This window comes from Psychrobacter sp. 1Y1, from assembly GCF_051847395.2.
GTDB lineage: Bacteria > Pseudomonadota > Gammaproteobacteria > Pseudomonadales > Moraxellaceae > Psychrobacter.
Window position 1 is genome coordinate 2,763,178 of the sequence record NZ_JBPYDF020000001.1, and the last position, 21,115, is coordinate 2,784,292.

15 protein-coding genes are annotated in these 21,115 nt (G+C 44.2%); 8 read left to right on the forward strand and 7 right to left on the reverse strand.

All coding sequences use genetic code 11. The features are described from left to right. Positions 1–327: 327 nt before the first annotated feature. From ACS8FA_RS25560 to ACS8FA_RS25570, 3 genes are all read right to left on the reverse strand, one after another. On the reverse strand, positions 328–1,602 hold the full coding sequence (locus ACS8FA_RS25560; RefSeq protein ID WP_439266205.1) for a PepSY-associated TM helix domain-containing protein: 1,275 nt from the start codon (positions 1,600–1,602) through the stop codon (positions 328–330). A gap of 220 nt (positions 1,603–1,822) precedes the next feature. Further along, a complete protein-coding gene (locus ACS8FA_RS25565; protein WP_439266207.1) occupies positions 1,823–4,144 on the reverse strand; it encodes a FepA family TonB-dependent siderophore receptor in 2,322 nt (773 codons plus the stop codon). Between the two features lie 888 nt (positions 4,145–5,032). Continuing rightward, positions 5,033–7,135, reverse strand: a complete 2,103-nt coding sequence (locus ACS8FA_RS25570) for a TonB-dependent receptor, heme/hemoglobin family (protein ID WP_414559253.1) — start codon at positions 7,133–7,135, stop codon at positions 5,033–5,035. Between the two features lie 441 nt (positions 7,136–7,576). On the opposite strand from ACS8FA_RS25570, the gene ACS8FA_RS25575 reads away from it, so the two are divergent. From ACS8FA_RS25575 to ACS8FA_RS25595, 5 genes are all read left to right on the forward strand, one after another. After that, on the forward strand, positions 7,577–7,852 hold the full coding sequence (locus ACS8FA_RS25575) for a Trp family transcriptional regulator (protein ID WP_114700514.1): 276 nt from the start codon (positions 7,577–7,579) through the stop codon (positions 7,850–7,852). Between the two features lie 114 nt (positions 7,853–7,966). Then, positions 7,967–9,385, forward strand: coding sequence for an anthranilate synthase component I family protein (locus ACS8FA_RS25580; RefSeq protein WP_439266209.1), 1,419 nt, complete (start codon positions 7,967–7,969; stop codon positions 9,383–9,385). A gap of 72 nt (positions 9,386–9,457) precedes the next feature. Then, positions 9,458–10,105, forward strand: coding sequence for an anthranilate synthase component II (locus tag ACS8FA_RS25585; RefSeq protein ID WP_179797784.1), 648 nt, complete (start codon positions 9,458–9,460; stop codon positions 10,103–10,105). An 18-nt stretch (positions 10,106–10,123) separates the two neighbouring features. Beyond that, positions 10,124–10,858 (forward strand): lysozyme inhibitor LprI family protein, encoded by a 735-nt coding sequence (locus tag ACS8FA_RS25590; protein WP_439266211.1) that lies wholly within the window; start codon positions 10,124–10,126, stop codon positions 10,856–10,858. Positions 10,859–11,156: 298 nt separating this feature from the next. After that, a complete protein-coding gene (locus ACS8FA_RS25595; protein WP_439266213.1) occupies positions 11,157–12,110 on the forward strand; it encodes a DMT family transporter in 954 nt (317 codons plus the stop codon). A 112-nt stretch (positions 12,111–12,222) separates the two neighbouring features. Here ACS8FA_RS25595 and ACS8FA_RS25600 read toward each other — a convergent pair whose 3' ends face one another. From ACS8FA_RS25600 to ACS8FA_RS25615, 4 genes are all read right to left on the reverse strand, one after another. Beyond that, complete coding sequence (locus ACS8FA_RS25600) at positions 12,223–12,966, reverse strand: amino acid ABC transporter ATP-binding protein (protein ID WP_057761251.1); 744 nt, start codon at positions 12,964–12,966, stop codon at positions 12,223–12,225. Positions 12,967–13,025: 59 nt separating this feature from the next. Continuing rightward, entirely contained in the window at positions 13,026–13,769 is a 744-nt protein-coding gene (locus ACS8FA_RS25605; protein WP_057762590.1) for an amino acid ABC transporter permease, read from the reverse strand. Between the two features lie 14 nt (positions 13,770–13,783). Further along, positions 13,784–14,620: an amino acid ABC transporter substrate-binding protein gene (locus tag ACS8FA_RS25610; protein ID WP_439266215.1), complete on the reverse strand. Its 837-nt coding sequence runs from the start codon at positions 14,618–14,620 to the stop codon at positions 13,784–13,786. A gap of 429 nt (positions 14,621–15,049) precedes the next feature. Continuing rightward, the gene (locus ACS8FA_RS25615; RefSeq protein WP_439266217.1) at positions 15,050–15,823 is read right to left on the reverse strand and encodes a UTRA domain-containing protein; all 774 of its coding nucleotides are present in this window, start codon (positions 15,821–15,823) and stop codon (positions 15,050–15,052) included. A gap of 347 nt (positions 15,824–16,170) precedes the next feature. Between ACS8FA_RS25615 and hutU the strand changes: the two genes are divergently transcribed. From hutU to hutH, 3 genes are all read left to right on the forward strand, one after another. After that, positions 16,171–17,889 carry a urocanate hydratase gene (gene hutU, locus ACS8FA_RS25620; RefSeq protein ID WP_439266219.1) on the forward strand — a complete coding sequence of 573 codons (1,719 nt, stop codon included), beginning with the start codon at positions 16,171–16,173 and terminating at the stop codon, positions 17,887–17,889. Between the two features lie 70 nt (positions 17,890–17,959). Continuing rightward, complete coding sequence (locus ACS8FA_RS25625) at positions 17,960–19,324, forward strand: YjiH family protein (RefSeq protein ID WP_439266221.1); 1,365 nt, start codon at positions 17,960–17,962, stop codon at positions 19,322–19,324. 226 nt (positions 19,325–19,550) lie between these two features. Then, a complete protein-coding gene (hutH, locus tag ACS8FA_RS25630) occupies positions 19,551–21,113 on the forward strand; it encodes a histidine ammonia-lyase (protein WP_439266223.1) in 1,563 nt (520 codons plus the stop codon). Positions 21,114–21,115: the final 2 nt, after the last annotated feature.

Below are 21,115 nucleotides of genomic sequence, written 5' to 3' on the forward strand. Positions count from 1 at the left end.
TTAGCCTTTGCCTGTTCATTTATTATGCTCTAAATAAGGAGATATCAAATACCTTTTTTTGGTTAGGAATGACTTTATATGGTCTAAGATTAGTGGTTATTCCTATGGATTTTACTCAAGACATCTCGTCAGTAGATTACACAAAGAACTATGATGAAAATAATAGTTGGCATAGATGGGTCATGATAGGTGAGACGTTTGCTTTCTTCATTTTTACTGTCTCGATAGCATACACAATATTTTTGCAATTAAACTTATAACTAGGGCATGCTTTCGATTCAACAGATAGCTAACTAAATAAAAACATACCCTAGAAATATCACTATATTACCTACCCTTTTGCAACGCCTTCAATCGACTTTGTCGACCTTTCCACCACAGATAGACGCCAGTAACTGACAACACTGTCACAGCCGAACCTACCAGTGCTAAAAATATTTGATACAGTAAGTGACCGATGCCATGGCTAATATGACCCATATGTAAGGTCAATAACCAATTGTTGGTTTTGCTACCAAATGATGAGTTTTGGTAGCCAAAGTTCACCTGTTCAACGCTACCCGTTTTTGCATTGACTGTGATGGATGATGCACCGCCTTTTTTACCAATGTCTTTATCTGTCTTAAAGCGCAACTGCCATTGGCCCTCGTCCTCAATCCAACGTATGCCTAAAAACTCTCGTACTAGCATACCCTTGCTTTGGGCAGCGGTGTTTGCCTGCTCACTTAAATAAGCAATGCTATTGGCTTTGTTGACCACATCAACAGCCTCGTCATCGACAACTTCATTGTTTACAGCTTCAACTCTAGTCGCTGTTTCTGCACCAGACACCTGCTCTGCTTTTTCTGATGGTTTTCTTGAGTTCTCCTGTCTTTCACCTCTTCCCTCAAGTCCTACGACAGCGTGCATCACAGGTTGATAGACCTCTCTTAGGTTAAAACCAACACTCGACCACGCGATGACAAACAAGATCCCCCAAAGCCATAACCCAAAGGCATGGTGTAGATCATAATTCAACTTAAACATATTACTTTTGGTACGAATTTTCCACGCTGGTAACCAACGTTTAAAAAAGGAGGCACGTTTTTTAGGCGAGGTTTGGTTCTGTGCTTTTTTCTTGATCGCTCTAGGAAACGTTAAGTAAAAGCCAATAAAGCAATTAATCGTCCACACGAGCGCGACAATCCCTAATAGCAATTTCCCAATATCACCCAGTAATAAATCGCGATGCAGCCAAAACACTTTCCACATAGTGTTGTGCCATGCCCACTCATCTCTATCACGAGTACCAATAATATCGCCAGTATAAGGGTGGACATAAACTTGTTGAAACGGTGCTTTTGGTTGGTTTTGGGCGGCTTTTCCTCGCGCTCTATCTACCGAAAATACAGCCGACCTCTCTGCTGCTATCGAGGTTGGCATGCTAGAAAAAGCATATTGAGGGTACGCACTGATGACCTTATCATGAAGCTCTGCAATAGGCAGATGTGATGCGTTTTGTTTCTCAACCTGAGCCAGTTTATGGTTGAAGACATCGTCTAGCTCGTCATGAAATGCCAATAACGTGCCAGTAATACCAGTGATAATTAAAAAAGCTGCCATGGCAAGCCCAGTATAACGGTGAATCCAAAGACAGCTATAGCGAAAATTAAATGACATAAATAAATCTGCTGTTATATTGTGATAGTAAGTTATTGAATTATTAAAAATATTGACGGGGGCAGGTTCTTATTTTGAAAGTGAGAACCTGCCCTAACAACACAAAAGGTCTAAGCAAATAGCTCAGACCTTTTTCTAATTTAACAAGCTCTGTGTCTACCTCCTAAAAATCAACGCTAACGTCGAACACATAAGTACGACCAGGTTCATTGAATGTACGTGCACCTGCGTTCGTAGCGGTACCCTCACGATAAACACCCTCATCAAATAAGTTTTTGATACCAGCACCAACAGTAATCGCTTTTGTCAAATCATAGCGAGTGCTCACGTTGGCAATGGCATACGGTTCGCGATCAAGCAACGGGTCACCACTATCTTCTCCAGTCGTAACTGAAATCGTAGGGGCTTCAATCGTGCCGTAGTAGCTCACATCAAAGTCGGCATTCCAGCGAGGCGTAATATCCCAATCCACACCCGTGTTCACAGTGAACTTAGGAATGAGTGATAATGGCTCGCCATTGTCTTTTCGCTCTGAGCGGATGTTACTGGTGATATTGGTAGACCACGAAACATTGTCAGTAACTGGTACTTGTACAAAACCTTCTAAACCTTCGACAATTGCTTCACCTTGATTGTCCCATTGAAAAATAGAACGATTTGTCGCTGTATCTACCGCCACACGATCCGTACCAGCACCAATGCGGTTATCATAGGCATTGTGGTAATAAGTCAAGCCTGCATTCAGTCTAGTGCCATCATCATAAGTAAAGGTAATCTCTTTATTCCAAGATGTCTCATTTTCTAGCTCAGGGTTCCCTAATACATGGCAACCTCTTTCATCAAGAGGTACCCAAGATGGACAACCATTGCCACCAGTATAGTAAATATAGTTTGGATCAAGCTGATATAATGAAGGGGCTTTAAACGCACGACTAACGCCGCCTTTCACTGACCAATCAGGACTAAAGTACCAAGTAGTATTGATACTAGGCGACCAATTACTACCAGCCTCGCTATGATAGTCAAAGCGTAGACCTGGAGTTACATACCAGTCAGGTGTGATCTCGTAATTATCTTCTAAATAAGCACCTATGAGGTAAGCGTCTGATGTTGGATCACGCTGTTCAGGATCGGTCTCTACATCACCAAAATCAAAACCCTCTGCAAATGCCAAATCAGATACCACTGGGTTATCCAGCTTTTCACCGCGGAACTCTGCACCAGCAGTCAAGGTATGACGATCAAAGTAAATATCCCATTCTGATTTAGCATTCAGCGTATCGTAAGTCGCCTCTGTCCATTCAAAATCCTCGCCGTCCTCAGGTAGGACAATCTGTCCTTCGCCACCACCCGCACTACCTTCACCCAAGCGCTCATTAATTGTCCGAGTATACTCTACAAAACTGTTACTACTAGCGTCATCATACTCACCTCGGTGCGTGATCGCCGCGCCATAGCGTTGCATTTTACTCGTTGTTTCGCCGTCTAATTCGTCTATCAACGTTTCATTCACTGATTGGAACAGCGAGTCACCCGCCCAGCGGTTTTCTTGACGGCTATAGTTCACTTCAAAACCGACAGTATTTATCGCATCCATCGCGTATTCGAACAATTGGCGTACATCGATATTTTCGACACCTTCAGTACCTGCCGCTACCGAGGCAGCCGGACCACTGCGCCCGTCAACAATCTGTGCATCTTTGGCATTGATATAAGGATCATCGCCTTCACTATCGTGATATCCAAGGGTCGTACGAGAGGACAGTTTATCTGTCAATGCACCTGCCATATTGATATTGGTACGCCAGCTACTGCCTTCTAGATCGCTCTCTGGTGCCTCATAGTGACCACTGATAGAAAACTCTGGCTCAGTCGGGCTCTTAGTAATGATATTTACCACGCCGCCCATACTACCAGAGCCATAACGGGCTGCTGCTGGACCACGCAATACTTCGATGCTTTCGATAGCACCTGGTGGTACCCACTGCGAGTCACCACGCGTGTCTTGCTCACTCCCACGACTAGGTCGTGAGGAATTGCGAGAAGTGACAGGACGACCGTCAATTAAGATAAGTGTGTTGTTTGGCCCCATACCGCGCAAATCAATTTGACGTTGGTTACCACGCTGACCTGACGTTGATGAACCCGACAAATTCACACCTGGCATCTTACGTACAATTTCCGAGATATCATTAGAAACTGATGCTTTTTCGATGGCTTCTTCACTAATAATAGACAGCCCTGCTGCTTGTTCTAGCTCGTCCCTTGCTGCCCGCACCACAATTGTATCCAATGTAGCTGTAGGCACAGCTTCTTGGTCGGTCGCCCCTTGCACAGCTACCTCATCACCCTCGGCAGCAAAAGCGGTACTACTAAGAATAGAAGTCACAGCGATACTTAGTAAAAGCTTACCAGTCACGACGCGTTGAAGTTTTTTTGGAGAAGTGATGACTGAGAAATCAGAGCAACCTGATTGGTTTGACATAAGTAATATTCCTTGAAGCGCACAATTTCGTTAATACCTGTTTATCTCATCGTCAGTGAATGGTTTTAGCCACTTTTTATGCAATGCTTCGGATGCATTCTCGGTGCAAGTACACATAAATAAACGTCTAAAATTGACATACGATTGTCGGATAGACGTGTCCGTAAATATATGTGTTATAAAAACATGACTAAAATATCGCCAAGAGGCTTAGCTATTGAGAGTAAACGAATAAGGGTATCTACTGAGTAGGGTTAAAAGTTTGATGACGCTGTAACTGTCATTAGTCAACGAATTAAATATTTAGCGTAAAAAAGTCTCTATAAATAGAATAGAGCAAAGAGCTATTAACTGTTCTGTAATGAACGAAACACACTTTAGCAAGATACATATAAGAATGCAAACATTAATGATAATTATTATCATTAATGTTTGCATTCTTATATGTGGTTCAGTTAACGGTTTAATGGATGCTCAATATATTTATAGAAATGCCTGTTAGTTTCAGTTGTATAAGCGCTACACTGTCAAACCTTGTCGATATTTCCAATATGATAATTCGGCCAGTTAAAAACATTATGCGTCAGCTTCAAAATTTCGACGTTTGATTACTCTATGCCCGTATTCATTCACAATCATTTCCTGATAATTTGAAAGATATAAATGAGCTTCGATGATAGCTCGCTGTTGTTTAGAGTATTGGCATAGTGCTCGCATACGATTTAACTCATATGCTATTTATACGGTAGCTTCACCTTCTACCAAACGAGCAACTTAACATCTACTCTTAGATAAATCGCACTCTCAAAAATCTCGTAAAAAAAGCCAGCTCCCGTATAAGACAGCTGACTTTATAAGTACGATTAGACTTAAATTCGATAAGCTAGATTAGAACTGATAAGTTAAAGACGTTTTGATATTACGTCCCATTTCAAAATCAGTATAGGCATCATCGATAGAGTTACGTGACGCATGGCTTGCATAAGTCTCATCAAAGATGTTGTATACACCTAGCGTGGCCTTCAAACCTTCGATTTGAGTTGGCGTGTAAGTCATGAAGATATCGTGCACATCATAGCCTGGTTTTTCGTTGTCATCACCAGCGGTATTCGGTGTCACATCGGCGACATAAGTACTGCGCCAGCCAAGCTCAGTAGTATTGGTTGGAGCGTAACCCAAGTTGACCATGTACTTATCGCCAGACTCAGAGCCACTGCCACTGACAGAAGAGATATTGTAACCTGTATCTTCGCCTTTGCTACGTGCACGAGCATAGCTTAGACCCATGTTGAAGTTATCTGCGCGATAATCGGCTGATAGCTCTACACCTTTGATTTTGAAATCTTCATCATTATTGATGACACCTTGGCAGGCTTCAGGGGCAGCACTTGTACCTAGTTGCCCAGTTGTGCAATTCATGCCAGTTCTACTACCACCTGCACGTACAAACTCAATATAGTTTTCGATATTGGTTTCAAAGTACTTAGCACTTAATTTTAAAGAGTCATCAGCCATAGTCAGACCACGCAGCGTTGTAGCAATACCGACTTCTGCATTGTCACCTTCTTCTGCTTTTAGGTCATTGTTCACATACGTATCAGCGCCATCAGTGTTAAAAATCGTTTGGCTAAGATCTGGACCATTAAATAACTGAGTATAGCTTGCAAATAGCTGGGTGCGCGGTGCAATCTCATAGCTAGCAGCTAATGCGCCAACGACATTGTCATAAGTCTTGCCAGCTGATACATACTCTGGAGACTCATAACGGTCATAACGGATGCCTGGCGTTAAGCTAAGCTTACCCATTTGCCATTGGTCTTCTAGATACACAGAAGTATTGGTTGCTTCATCTGTACCAGCAACTGGTATAGTTGTACCTCGTTGAACACTGCTATAGTCAGATTCTTTTTTGTAATGCTCAACTCCAGCGATTAACTTATGAACCCCTGGTACACCGTTAATGATACTGCTATCGATAATACTGGTGTTTTGTACTTTTGCGCCTGTGGTTTTGACTTCTGCATCAAACTCAAACCCAGGTACGCCATCAGAGTTACGCAAAATCTGCGTGCTGGTCTGATATACATTGGCGTCTACATTGACCAATTGGTTGGCAGGACTGTAAGCGTAGTCAAGCGCATAGGTATCGCGTTTGACTTCCTGCGGGATGATTGGGTTCCAGCCACCAGCAGGAAAATCTGGACGTAATGGGAACTTGCCTTTGTTTTCGGTACGGCTAAAGCTAGCGCCTACATGATGGTCACTACCGACATAAGCACCGGCTTTTAATAGAATGTTTTCGCCTTCGCTATCTTCCGTTTGGATTTTACGGCCTTTACCGTCTTCACCAGCGTCCGCATTGCGTTTGCCATAATAAGCCAGTAAATCAATATTTTCTGTTGGCGCACCATACACAGTAGCTGAAGTTAGCAGTTCATCATTGTTGCTAGCATAACCTGTATGCAGCTTAGCACCTACCTTTTGACCTGGCTTGAGTAAATCTGCCGCGTCGACTGTCTCAAAAGCAACCGCACCGCCGATAGCATCATTGCCTAGCGTCACTGAGTTATTGCCCACTGATACTTCTGCTTGTTTTAGCAGATCTGGATCAATAGTGACATCACCCATATGGTAGAACAACGCGCCTTCTTGACGTGCGCCATCAATCGTAACTTTTAGGTTGGTATCATCAAGACCACGTACACGAATACGTTGGTTGACCGATGAGGTACCGCCCACGCTTACCCCTGGCACAACGTCCAGAAAATCGCTCAAATGGCTGGCTTGTGCAGCTGGGGTGTAGTCATCTATGTAGACAGAGTCTTCTTGTACAGCGTCACGTACTGAGCTATTCGCTGTTACAGTGATAGTCTGTAATGTCGTGTTTGGCATATCTGCCGCCGTTGCAGCACTGGCAGCTTGCGTCCACAATACAGCGGCGACACCGATAGACAATACTGTCAATTGACTAGATAACTTTACTTCGCGCATAACACATTTACTCACTTTGTTTACTGTCAGAAATTAGAAGTTTTAGAATTATTTTTAAAAATTGTCGTCAAACAACCCTTAACATAGTGCCTACCAGAAGACGGAATATCTTGAAACACTTAACTCATCATGCGAATAACATGATTAATGCTAATGATAATGATTTGCAATAATGAGAGGCATAATAACGAAGTATTAACACTTTGGCAATAATTAATGTAATGAATTCTCTGTTTTAGATCTTAATATACTGAGAGAGCTTAAAAAGACTATATGTAGTCAGGCACAGAGACTCATCGCGTCCATAGCAGTCTGTTATTAACTTAGCTCATCACTTGTTTTTTTTGTACTACTGTACTAGAATACTGAAACAAGATAGCTCTCAGCGAAAAATTGCTTAATAAACGACCTATCTATTTTCTTTAGCTAAGATTACCTATTATGACTACCGATCCTTATCAAAGTTTAGTGAAACATTTGACCAACTGTACTGATAGCGCAGATATCGAAAAGCTGCTCAGTGCCCTGCTGACCGATAAAGAACAGCATGACATTGCCAATCGTATTCGCATTTTTGACTTACTAGATCGTGGCATCACCCAGCGTGATATCTCAGAGCAATTAGGTGTTGGTATCGCCACTGTCTCTCGCGGTGCCAAGGCCAAGCAAAGCCATGATGTCAGCGCGTTATTGGCCACTCATAGAGACTGCTCTTAGCCTCTAACGACGATACTATCTAGCTTTTTACTGACGAAACTTATACTTATTAATCAACACTTATTAGTCGACACTCATTAATCAACACATATTTGAACCATTTCGGACTTTGTTATGACCTCTAGCACTCGCACACAGACCAAACCTGCTCCTATCGATATCCCGAGCAAACCACAACGCATCAAACTGACGCAAGATATCGATTTTTTTGCATTATTCAAACGTATTGAAAGCGCGTTTGATACCTGCTATTTGCTCGAATCATTAGGTGAAGACAGCCATATCTCGCGCCATCATGCGATTGGCTTTGACCCTGTGACGACTATCGCAGCATTAGACCGCAACACGCTTGCGATTACCGACAATAAAACTGCTGAAACAAGCTGCTATCAAACCGACAACCCTTATCAATTGCTGCGTGAGATAACACCGCAGCATGTCATCGCTCGCGATCAAAGCGGTGGTCTGGTTGGCTATTTGGGTTATGACTGCGTGAACTTCTTTGAACCTAGCCTCAATGCAAAAGCCAGCGAAGATTTTGAACCATTTAAGTTTGGCGTGTATCTAGATGGATTGACCCTAGATAAGATGACTGGGGAAATCTTTTACTTTTATTACCCAACTGCTCAACAAGAAAACCGCATCGAGCAAATCAAAGCCCTACTCGATGAGCCAACGCCTAGCTATGAAGCGCCTAAAGTTGAATTTTTAGGTGATGGTATGAGCCAAGAAGAGCATGCCAATGTCGTTATGCAAGTCAAAGAAGACATCATCGCTGGGCGTATTTTTCAGTGCGAGGTAGGCTTTAAATCTAAATATCGTATTGCCGGTGACAAAATGCCGATTTATGAAAAACTGCGCGCTGTCAATCCATCACCGCACATGTACTTTATGAAATTTGCCCAGCAATGCATCATTGGTGCCTCGCCTGAGCTGTTATTCCGCTTGCGTCAGGGTGAAATGGAAACCTATCCGCTAGCAGGGACTGCCAAGCGCGGCGCCGATGTAATCGAGGACCGTAAGCTTGCCCGCGCCTTGCTCAACGATGACAAAGAAATTGCCGAGCACAATATGCTAGTCGACCTACATCGTAATGATATTGGCCGTGTGGCTCGATTTGGTACGGTAAAAGTACGTAGCTTAATGGATATCAAACGCTTCTCTCACGTGCAGCATATCTCTTCTGAAATCGTTGGTATCTTGCATCCTAACGAAGATATGTTTAGTGCCCTTGCCAGTAACTTCCCTGCTGGGACACTATCAGGCGCGCCCAAGGTAGAAGCCATCAAAGTCATCAACGAGCTAGAGCCTGATGGTCGCGGTGCTTATGGCGGTGCATTAGGCTCGTTCAATTTTAATGGTGATTGTATCTTTGCCATTCCTATTCGCAGTCTGTTTATCAATGGCGAGTCTGCCTACGCTCAAACTTGCGGTGGTAACGTTTACGACTCAAACCCAGCCGATGAATACTTAGAGATTCAGCGTAAACTGTCAGCGATGAAAGTCGTGTTAGACAGCTTTATGCAATCATAATTGCTACCAGAAGTACTGTGTACATTGACCATATTTTACCTAGCACTATTTTTACAAAAGAGTTTATGACCCATGAATGTTTTAATTATCGATAACTACGACTCGTTTACCTTTAATCTCTACCAATATGTGGGCGAGATTTTGCAAACCTTAGACAGTGATAAAGAAGCCAGCGTCATTGTTAAACGCAATAACGAAATCACCCTAGCAGATGTGCAAGCGATGAATCTTGATAGAATTATCATTTCACCTGGCCCTGGCTCCCCTGACGATCCCGCGTACTTTGGTATCTGTAGCGAGGTCATTGAAACACTAGGCAAAACTGTGCCGCTACTAGGCGTTTGCTTGGGTATGCAAGGTATTGCTCATGTATTTGGCGGTGATGTGGTACGCGCTAGTGTGCCGATGCATGGCAAAGTCTCATCGATTCGCCATGATAATTCAGGTATCTATCAAGGCTTACCACAAGAGCTTGAGATCATGCGCTATCACTCACTGGTGGTAAAAGCCGACACCATCCCAAGCTGTCTGACGATTACCTCAGTAGTCGCCAATGATAGCTGTGCTGAATTGAGCTTTGCTGAGTCAGCATTGACTGGTGATGAGATTATGGGACTGGCGCACAAAGAGTACCCAATCCAAGGCGTACAGTTTCATCCTGAGTCGTTTGCCACTGAAGGCGCTAAGCGATTGCTAGGTAACTTTTTGCTACAGGTATAAACCTATATGGCCGTCTCCATGTCTAGCTCAAGCCTAAATATCTCCAGCTTACTCAGACGTACTGCGTTGCTCTTGAGCTTAACGCTAGTGACATCTGTCAGTTCGGCTGTAGCTCCTGTACAGGCAAACTTTACCATGGGCATGGACATCCAAGGCCAACGTCTTAACCTTTATGAGAGATGTGCAGAAGGAAGCGTTACTTGCAACAATATGCTACTGGTCGCTCCCGATTTAGGACGACTATTGCAGACAACACCAGAATCTAGTAAGTCGCCCTACGCTGTCAAATACTACTCTGCGGAAACCAAGCATAGCTTATGTAAAGATGGCGTGACCCCGTGTCGATTTCAGGGTTATACCTTTGAGGGCGAAGATTTTGATGGGTTTATAGATACCTCGAACCATGAGATATCTATAAGAAGTAAATGGACAGTCGATACCTATAGTGCCACCTACAAAGAAAACGAGACTTATCTGCCATTAGCATCACAAGCTGATTTGGTTGATCAGATATATAACACGTCTGATAAAGCATTGAATGAAAGCTACAGAGTAACGCGAAATGAAGTCAGACGCCTGTACGGTGAGGATATGGCGGCTAATCTTAAAAAAGAGCAGACTCAGTGGATAAAACAGCGCTCAAAAAACTGCGGGGCTGATACGGATCATTTACCAAGAACCCAATTGGAAAAAGTGTGCTTTATTCAGCGAAATGCTCTCCGAGAGCAAACATTCTTTTTATGGATTGATTAACAGAGACTGTAGAAAGAAAAAATGACGCGAACACGAATATGATATGAGTTAATAATTCGATATTACTTAGGTTATTTAGCAAACGCTAGCCATTTTTTAGCCATTTGAATAACTATTGATTGAATTTATCATACGACCTAGTAGCCATTTATTATCTTTTAGTGATAGACTCAAAAGAACAAACAAAAGACAGCCTTTAATCAGGTTGTCTTTTCTTATTTCAGTATTGCTTGGAGAGATTGTATCAATAGCAATCTTACAACATCTTGTGTCACTTAGATCGTAAGAAGAAAACAGTATGGCAAACATCGACAACGGAATGACGAACCATTCGCATCAATCATGGCTAGGCACCATTCAAATCATCACGGCTGCTATTTGCTGGGGCACGTTGGGTATATTCTCGACTTACCTAAACCAAATTGGATTTAGTGGTTGGCAGGTAACGATATTACGCATCGTCACGGCAGCCTTTATCATCTTAGCCATGCTACCAAAACTATGGCCACACCTTATCAAATTACAGCCAAAACAGTGGCTTGGACTGGCGATGCAGTCGTTGATAGGTGTCCTTGGCATGTCGGTCTGCTATTTTTTTGCGGTCAGCTATGTTGGTGCTGGCCCTGCCGTTGCCCTGCTCTATACCGCGCCCGTATTTAGCTTATTGTTCTCAAAATTCTTACTGAGTGAGTCCATTACTCGCAAATCAGTTTTGCTAGCACTAATGGCGGTGTTTGGTGTTGGCTTGACGATGTTAGGTGAGCAAGCGAAAGTTAACTGGGGGATTTTACTCGGTCTATCAGCAGGGATGTGTTATTCGTTATATGGCGTATTGGGCAAGCGCGCGATGCATTACGCTCACCCTGCCCCTCTGGTATTTTTCACTTCCATTATCATTAGTGCTGGCGTACTACTGCTCTTGCCTGAGACCTATAACACTTATGATCAGCTATTAGACCTCCCCTTAATGACTTGGGGCTATGTTTTAGGATTGTCACTGCTGGGTACCGTCGTGCCATTTGGGCTATATATGAAGGCATTAGAGAAGCTGCCTGCCACTCGTGCATCGGTATTTACGATTTTTGAGCCATTGACTGCGATTGCGCTCGCAATGCTGTTACTGCATCAATCTTTGTCTTGGATTCAATATCTGGGTGTGACGCTTATTTTGCTGGCGGCTTTGTTAAATGCTGTATTAAATGGTACTGCTACTCGCGTACCTCGCTGGTTAAAGCAACGACAAAAAATATAGTTTACTGTCTATTATTTGAAATACGTCCTATTTATTGCGATAAAAAAAGCCCCAACCATTGCATCATGATTGGGGCCTTTTTGTTTTATTACTTACGCAAAAACGAACGTTTTTACTGCTCAATACGTTGCAAAAATGCCTGCGTACGAGGATGCTTTGAGTCTTCAAACAGCTGCTTGGCACTGCCTTCTTCAACCACATGACCGTCTTCAATCAGTACAACATGATCGGCAACATCGCGGGCAAAGTTGATTTCGTGAGTCACTACGACCATCGTCCAACCTTCAGAGGCGAGCTGTTTCATCGTCTCAAGCACATCCTGTACCAACTCTGGATCAAGCGCAGAGGTTGGCTCATCAAACAGTAATAATGACGGCTCAATAGCAAGCGCACGAGCAATACCAATACGCTGCTGCTGACCACCAGATAGCTGAAACGGATAGAGGTCCGCTTTGTCCGACAATCCAACTTTCTCAAGTAGTACCAATGCCTGCTCACGGGCTTGTGCTTTGCTCTGCCCTTGTACGACCGTAGGCCCAAGCATCAAGTTTTCAATGGCTGTCTTATGTGGAAACAAGTTATAAGACTGAAACACCATACCTGACTTACGCTGTAAGGCTAGTAGCGTTTTTTTGCTTGGCTTAGTTGCAAAGTCGACACTTAAGCTATCGTCATCAAAAGCAATCACACCTTGATCAGGAATCTCTAGCGCATTTAAGCAACGCAAAAAGGTGGTTTTACCCGATCCTGAAGGTCCTAATATTACGACCACTTTGCCTTTATTAATGGTCAAGTCGATGCCTTTTAGCACCTGATTGCCACCAAAGGCTTTATGAATATTAGTGACTTTGATCATAAAAATTCCTGTTGTACTAGGGCGTGTCTATTGAGCCATAATTTATTTTACTACGTAGCTTATTTTGCCACATAACGGTCTAGCCGAGTTTCAAGCTTGCCTTGGATAAAGGTCAAGAACAGACAGATACCCCAGTAGATAATCGCCGCTTCTGTATAGACCAGCATAAACTCATAGTTACGAGCTGTGATAATCTGCGCTTGTTTGAATAGCTCAGTGACCAGTACCAGTGAAGCAAGTGAGGTATCTTTTACCAGACTGATAAAGGTATTAGACAACGGCGGCACCGACACTCGAAGCGCCTGCGGTAAAATCACATGACGAAAAGTCTGTAGATACGTCAAGCCGACCGTTGAGCCTGCTTCCCACTGCCCTTTTGGTATTGATAAAATCGAAGCACGCACTGTCTCCGATGCATACGCACCGATGTTCAATGAGAATGCAATAATCGCTGAGGGAAAGGGATCCAGCTTCACCCCGACACTTGGCAGACCATAAAAAATAATAAACAGCTGAACCAACATCGGTGTACCGCGAATGGCGGACACGTAGACGCGAGCGAGCCGATAGATGATTTCATGGAACCAAGTGGCACGCGGAATGATACGAATCAATGCCACTGTCAGTGCAATGGCCATACCGATCGCAAATGAGATCAATGCCAGCGGTATCGAATAATAGATACCGCCTTTGAGCATTGGCCAAAACGACGAGATGACAATCTGCGCTCGATCAGGACTCATAAATGGCAATACGGCCAATAAGTCTGCGAACCATGATGTAGACATTACAGAAGCTGACATGATAGAAACTGACATTATTTTTGTTGACTTATATCAGCACCAAAGAACTGTTCGCTAAGCTTAGTTAGCGTACCTTCAGCCGCCAATTCGGCCATTGCTTCATCCAATTTTGCTACGACTTCATCATCACCTTTGATAAGTACTAGGCCTGAACCACGTAACTCACTAGCAGGTGCAGTTAGTTTAATCTCAAGATCAGAATCTGGGAATTTCTTTAGATAATCCAATACTGCTAGATTGTCATTCATCGTAAAGTCAGCGCGGTCTTGCTTGACCAATTGAATCGCTTGCGCCATACCATCGACAGGAACGATCTCTGCACCATAACGCTCTGCAAGCTCACCGTAGTTACTGCTAAGTGATTGCGCCGTACGTAGACCTTTTAGACCTTCCCACGAGCTATAACGGTTGTCATCAGTAGGTGCCAATACAACCGCACCTGACCAGCTATAAGCCATTGCTTTGTCATACTTTGCTTGACGCTCAGGCGTGGTCAAACTGACTTGGTTAGCCACCATATCAAAGCGTTTTGAATCCAATCCAGCCAACATCGCATCCCATTGGGTTTCTTTAAACTCAACGTCTACGCCTAGTTTATCAGCCACTGCACGCGTTACTTCAACATCATAACCCGTTAGTTTGCCGCTCTCATCATGATACGTGAACGGAGGATAAGTACCCTCTGTACCGACGTTGATGGTGCCGCCGTTATTGATACGTTGTAGCAAATCAGAACCGCCTGTTGCAGCGCTGTCAGTTGCACTGGTATCGGCTTCGTTGGTAGTAGATTGACCACAAGCGGCAAGGAACATGGTGCTGGCGGCAAGGGCTAAAAGAGTACGACGTTTCATAAGACGTCCTTATATGAGTGAATGAATAAAGTAAAAACGCATAATGCTAATGAAATATACAATGCTAATAAATAGGACAAGCCGACACAGAAGAACAATATAAGCTCCTCTATGATATTCGGCTTTGGTTGCCCGATTTGAGGCTATTTGGGCTATTTTTCAATACTGTTTCTATATTATATTTTAATTTTTAACGATTGTTCAAATATCCTGACGAGTTTAATTAGCGCCAATGGCTATCTCATTAAATAGCAGCTTATGGATATAGTAACTCACTTTAGACAGACAAACGTACAAAATCAGTGAGCATACGTAAGCTATAGTCAGTTCAATATAATTTCGATACAAGGAAACCGAGTGCAAGTTATGCATTAGTATGGTTAGCGAGGATGACGATGTAGCGGATTTATATAGGCTTGACTATATCTGCTATAACTCGCCAGAAAACTGGTAGCGATCACCCGCATGCCACATCTTTACAAAGGTCACGACCTGACCAGCCGAATAGGTCTGCCGACGCAGCACAAGCGTTGGTGACTGCGGCGCAATTTGCAAAAATTCAGCAATCTCGTCAGGAGCTGCCAATGCTCGGATGGTATAGCTGCCACTCTCTAGAGGGCTTTTGGCAATCAAGTAATCACTGGTATTGACCACACTAAAATCCTGGTCGATAAACTTCGGCACTTTTTTCGCATCGACCCAACGTTCTTCAAACTGTATAGGCTGACCATCGGCAAAGTGAATAATTTTTACTTCATACAGGATAGCTTCATCACTAGCATCTGTCTGAGCAACCGCGTTTACAGACGTAGCCTCTTCATCAATTATAGACCCTTCATCAATACCGAACTTACGACGCAGCTCATTATCGAGCATATCAGCCGTAATAGCACGCTTACTCACGACCTGTGCCTCATAATCACGATTGGCAGACTTTAAGTCCTCAGCGATGTTGCGTACCTCAACAAACGTATGATTGAACTGCTGCTGCGCGACAAACGTGCCCGACCCTTGTCGACGCTCTAGTACCCGCTCCTCGCTCAGCTCTTTTAGCGCACGGTTGACCGTCATTCGTGACACACCAAATTCTTCAGCCAGTGCCATTTCTGTCGAAATCGCATTGCCTGCCTGCCACTTACCAGAATGAATATTGTCTAGTATGGCGTTTTTTATGCGTTGATACGCCGGAATTGTCTTTGTCATATCCGCCTTTAACCGTCAGTTTTGCTAATAGGAATGACCACATAATATCACGAGACCACCGTGCAAGCCTTAGTCAAAATGTCTGAGCGTTTAGTCTCGACCGAGTGAATAACAAAAATAATGCGTCCATAAATAAAAAAACCTTGCATGAAAAAAGTATCTTTGATAATTTGTATATACAAATATACAGCAGTGCTAGAAAATTTGCTTTATCGATTCGATATTTTTATGAATTTAGATGAATACTTAGTAGTAGATAAATACTTAGTAAATGAATATCTAGACTGACTGTAAGACACTTACTCTGATGACTTTATCGCCCTATTCGCTATCACAAGGATATGATCATGACTACTGACAACGGAACCAACAAAGAGACTAAACTGACTCGCCGCGATGAGAGCCGTAATATTGCTGCGCCTACCGGTAGCACGCTACATTGCAAAAGCTGGCTGACCGAAGCCCCTTATCGCATGCTGCAAAACAACCTGCATCCTGATGTAGCAGAAAACCCAAAAAGCCTAGTCGTGTATGGTGGTATCGGACGCGCAGCCCGTAACTGGGAAAGCTACGATCAAATCTTAGAGTCATTAAAAGAATTAGAAGATGATGAGACGTTGCTAGTACAGTCTGGTAAGCCAGTCGGCGTGTTTCAAACACATGAAAACGCACCACGCGTATTGATTGCCAACTCCAACCTTGTACCGCGTTGGGCAACGTGGGAGCACTTCAACGAGCTCGATCGCAAAGACCTGTTTATGTACGGTCAAATGACTGCTGGTAGCTGGATTTATATCGGCACGCAAGGCATCGTCCAAGGTACGTATGAGACTTTTGTGGAAGCGGGTCGTCAGCATTATGACGGTAGCTGGGCGGGTCGTTGGATTTTAACCGCTGGTCTGGGCGGTATGGGCGGCGCGCAGCCACTAGCCGCAACTTTTGCGGGTGCAACGTCATTGAACATCGAATGTCAGCAGTCTAGTATCGATTTCCGTTTGCGCACGGGTTATGTCGACAAGCAAGCAGACGATCTTGACCATGCTTATGAGTTAATCAAAAAACATACGGACGCGGGCGAAGCCGTCTCTATTGCTCTACTTGGTAATGCCGCAGATATCTTGCCTGAGATGGTCAAGCGTGCTAATGCTGGCGGTATGAAGCCTGACTTGGTCACCGATCAAACCTCAGCGCATGACTTGATCAATGGCTATCTACCAAGCGGTTGGACAGTAGAGGAATGGAAAGCCGCCCAAGAAGATCCAGAGCAACATGCAGCATTGACCAAAGCCGCTGCTCAGTCTTGTGCCGTACACGTCCAAGCGATTTTAGACTTGCAAGCGATGGACATTCCAGCGACTGATTACGGTAATAACATCCGTCAGGTCGCTTTTGATGAAGGTGTCAAAGATGCCTTTAATTTCCCAGGCTTTGTCCCTGCGTATATTCGTCCGCTATTTTGCCAAGGTAAAGGTCCATTCCGCTGGGTAGCGTTATCAGGCGATCCAGAAGATATCTATAAGACTGATCAAAAAATTAAAGAGCTATTCCCTGAAAATAAACATATCCATCGCTGGTTAGATATGGCAAAAGAGCGTATTCAATTCCAAGGTTTGCCTGCCCGTATCTGCTGGTTAGGGCTTGGTGAACGTGACAAAGCAGGTTTGGCATTTAATGAAATGGTCAAAAACGGCGAGCTAAAAGGCCCGATCGTTATTGGTCGTGATCACTTAGACACGGGTTCTGTTGCCAGTCCAAACCGCGAAACAGAAAGCATGAAAGACGGCTCAGATGCGGTATCTGATTGGGCACTATTGAACGGTATGCTCAATGTCGCTGGTGGCGCGACGTGGGTATCACTGCATCATGGCGGCGGTGTCGGCATGGGCTACTCGCAGCACTCAGGCATGGTCATCGTCGCGGATGGTACTGACGCCGCAGCCAAAAGACTGTCACGCGTGCTTGTCAATGATTGCGGCTCAGGCGTCATGCGTCATGCCGATGCAGGTTATGAGTTGGCGATTAAAACAGCGAAAGACTATGGTCTAAATTTGCCAATGATTAAATAGTTTGTCCCTTGTTCTTATACGCTGTAGCTGGGTATAAGGACATAATCGGCGTCTTATCAAGGAGGATAATATGATTGAGCAAAATACGACATCTAGTCTGAACGATGAAAGTACAACGACATCATCGAAAAAACTACTATCAACCCCTATTGCTTTAATACAGCTTATCGTATTCAGTGCGATCGGTTTGGTGATGTTTTTTGTGCCGTTTACCATTGGCGAGAAAAGCACGATTTTGTTCGATCATGGCGCAACCTATCTAGTCACTCAACAGCATACCTTGTCCGTGACGCTATTATTTTTACTCATGCTCTATGGCGTGAGTAAGCCATTTATCGATGGCTCATGGCGCAAAAATATCACCCATATGATTATGACGACTTTCAAGATCATCGGTCTGATGTTGGCAGTGATGTATGTGGCTGACATAGCGCCTACCTTTATGATGGAAAAGGACATGCTGCCGTTTCTGTTTGAAAAACTGGCCTTACCAGTCGGCATGATTGTACCGCTTGGGGCACTAATATTGGCCTTCTTGGTTGGCTTTGGCTTACTAGAAATGGTTGGTGTGCTCATGCAGCCAATTATGAAACCTATTTGGAAAACACCAGGTTCATCAGCGATTGATGCCGTTGCTTCCTTTGTCGGTAGCTACTCTATTGGCTTGCTCATCACCAATCGAGTGTACTTGCAAAAGCAATACTCAGCGCGTGAAGCTATTATCATTGCGACTGGGTTTTCGACTGTATCAGCGGCGTTTATGGTGATTGTTGCCAAAACGCTTGGTCTAATGGAATTTTGGAACGTGTTCTTTTGGTCTACGCTAGTAATTACCTTTATTGTCACTGCGATTACAGCTCGTATTCCACCTATCAGTCTCTTTGATGATCATGTCGAACGTCCCGCTTTAGATCATAAAGGTGGTACACGGTTAGCAGCAGCATTTGATTTAGGCTTGTCTACTTCGCGCCGTGCCACTGACCTCAAACAAATCTTATGGTCTAACTTTCGCGACGGTCTAACGATGGCAGCCGCCATTGTGCCATCTATCATCGCGGTCGGCTTAACTGGATTGCTATTGGCAAAATATACGCCCGTATTTGATGCGTTGGGCTTGCTTCTTTATCCCTTTACATGGCTTGGCGGCTTACCAGAGCCGCTCGTCGCTGCCAAAGGTATGTCAGCCGGATTGGCTGAAATGTTCTTGCCAGCGCTGTTATTGAGTGAAGCAGATATTCTGACACGCTATGTCGCAGGGGTCATTTCCATTAGCAGTGTGCTGTTCTTTTCAGCCATGATTCCATGCGTGCTTGCCACCGAGATTCCTATCTCTGTTGGCAAAATGGTCGTCATTTGGTTCGAGCGCGTGGTACTCAGTATTTTATTGGCTGCAGCCTTTGGACAGCTAGCTATGCACCTCAATTGGATTGGCTAAAAAACTCAAACTCAATAATAGATATTTTGCTGATTAAAAACCTTTCAACAACTTCATTTTAATAAAGATACGCATTAAAAATAATATAACCCATATAGTCGATGCAATTTAAAAGTAGTACAAGGCAACCGAGTGTAGATGTATATGTACTACTACAAGTGAGGTTAACGCTATAATACCTTTATAGTGGAATGACTATATGACTTACAATACTAGGATTACCCCTATGAACAATATCAAACAACTAACCCTACATCCTCGCCAGCTTAGCTTTGAGATGCTACGTGATATCTACGAGCAGCCTGTCATATTGACACTACCTGAGAGCGCTTATGAGGCGATAGATGCCTCGCACGAAGATGTACGTACCATCATTGCGCGAGACAAAAGCGCTTATGGTATCAACACTGGTTTTGGCCTACTTGCTAAGACACGTATCAGTGATGATCAGCTTGAGCTACTTCAGCGTAACCTGATCGTTTCTCACTCAGTGGGCACGGGTGAAGCTCTCCCTGCAGGCGTGGTACGACTGATTATGGTGATGAAAATTGCCAGTCTGGCGCAAGGCGTCTCTGGTGTACGCCGCGAGGTAGTTGATAGTTTACTTGCCTTAATCAATAATCAAATCACACCCAATATCCCAGCCAAAGGTTCAGTTGGCGCATCTGGTGACTTAGCGCCATTATCACATATGACGCTTGCGATGATGGGTGAAGGTGATGTGTTTGTCGCTGGTAAAAAAGTGCCTGCAGCAAACGCGCTAGCCCAGCATGGACTTGAGCCAATTACTCTTGCAGCTAAAGAAGGCCTTGCACTGATCAACGGTACGCAAGTATCAACCGCATTGGCATTACGTGGTTATTTCTTGGCGCGTGATTTGCTTGAGACTGCGACCATTGTCGGCTCACTATCAATTGATGCGGCAAAAGGCTCGGACTCACCATTTGATGCCCGTATTCACGAAGTACGTGGCCATCATGGTCAAATCGAAATCGCCAAAGCACACCGTCAGCTAATCAAAGGCAGTGCTATTCGTGCCTCACATGACGGTGAGCAAGACGATAGAGTTCAAGACCCTTACTGCCTACGCTGTCAGCCGCAGGTCATGGGTGCCTGCCTTGATATCATCAACCAAGCAGGTAAAACCTTATTAATTGAATCCAATGCAGTAACTGACAATCCACTTATCTTTAATAACGAAGATGGTCCTGTCGCCATATCAGGTGGTAACTTCCATGCTGAGCCTGTCGCCTTTGCCGCGGATATTTTAGCGTTGGCTATCGCTGAGATTGGCTCGATGTCTGAGCGTCGTGTGGCCCTGCTGATCGATGCAACTCTGTCTGGTGGCTTACCGCCATTCTTAGTGGATAATGCTGGGGTGAACTCAGGCTTCATGATTGCTCATGTGACCGCCGCAGCACTGGCGTCAGAAAACAAATCTATCGCCCACCCTGGTAGCGTCGATAGTATCCCGACCTCTGCCAACCAAGAAGACCATGTCTCAATGGCGACCTATTGCGCACGCCGCCTATACGAGATGGCGCAAAATACTGCTACCATTATTGGTATTGAACTTCTGGCTGCTGGTCAAGGCATCGACTTCCATCGCGGACTAGATACGTCAGAGCCACTGACTGTAGCACATCAGAAACTACGTGAAAAAGTGACTTTCTATGATAAAGATCGCTACCTCGCTCCTGATATCGAAGCAGCTAAGCAATTGGTATTAAACGGTACGCTTGCTGAACATTGGCAGTCACTACGCAGCGATTGGTACGAGTCTAAATAAAT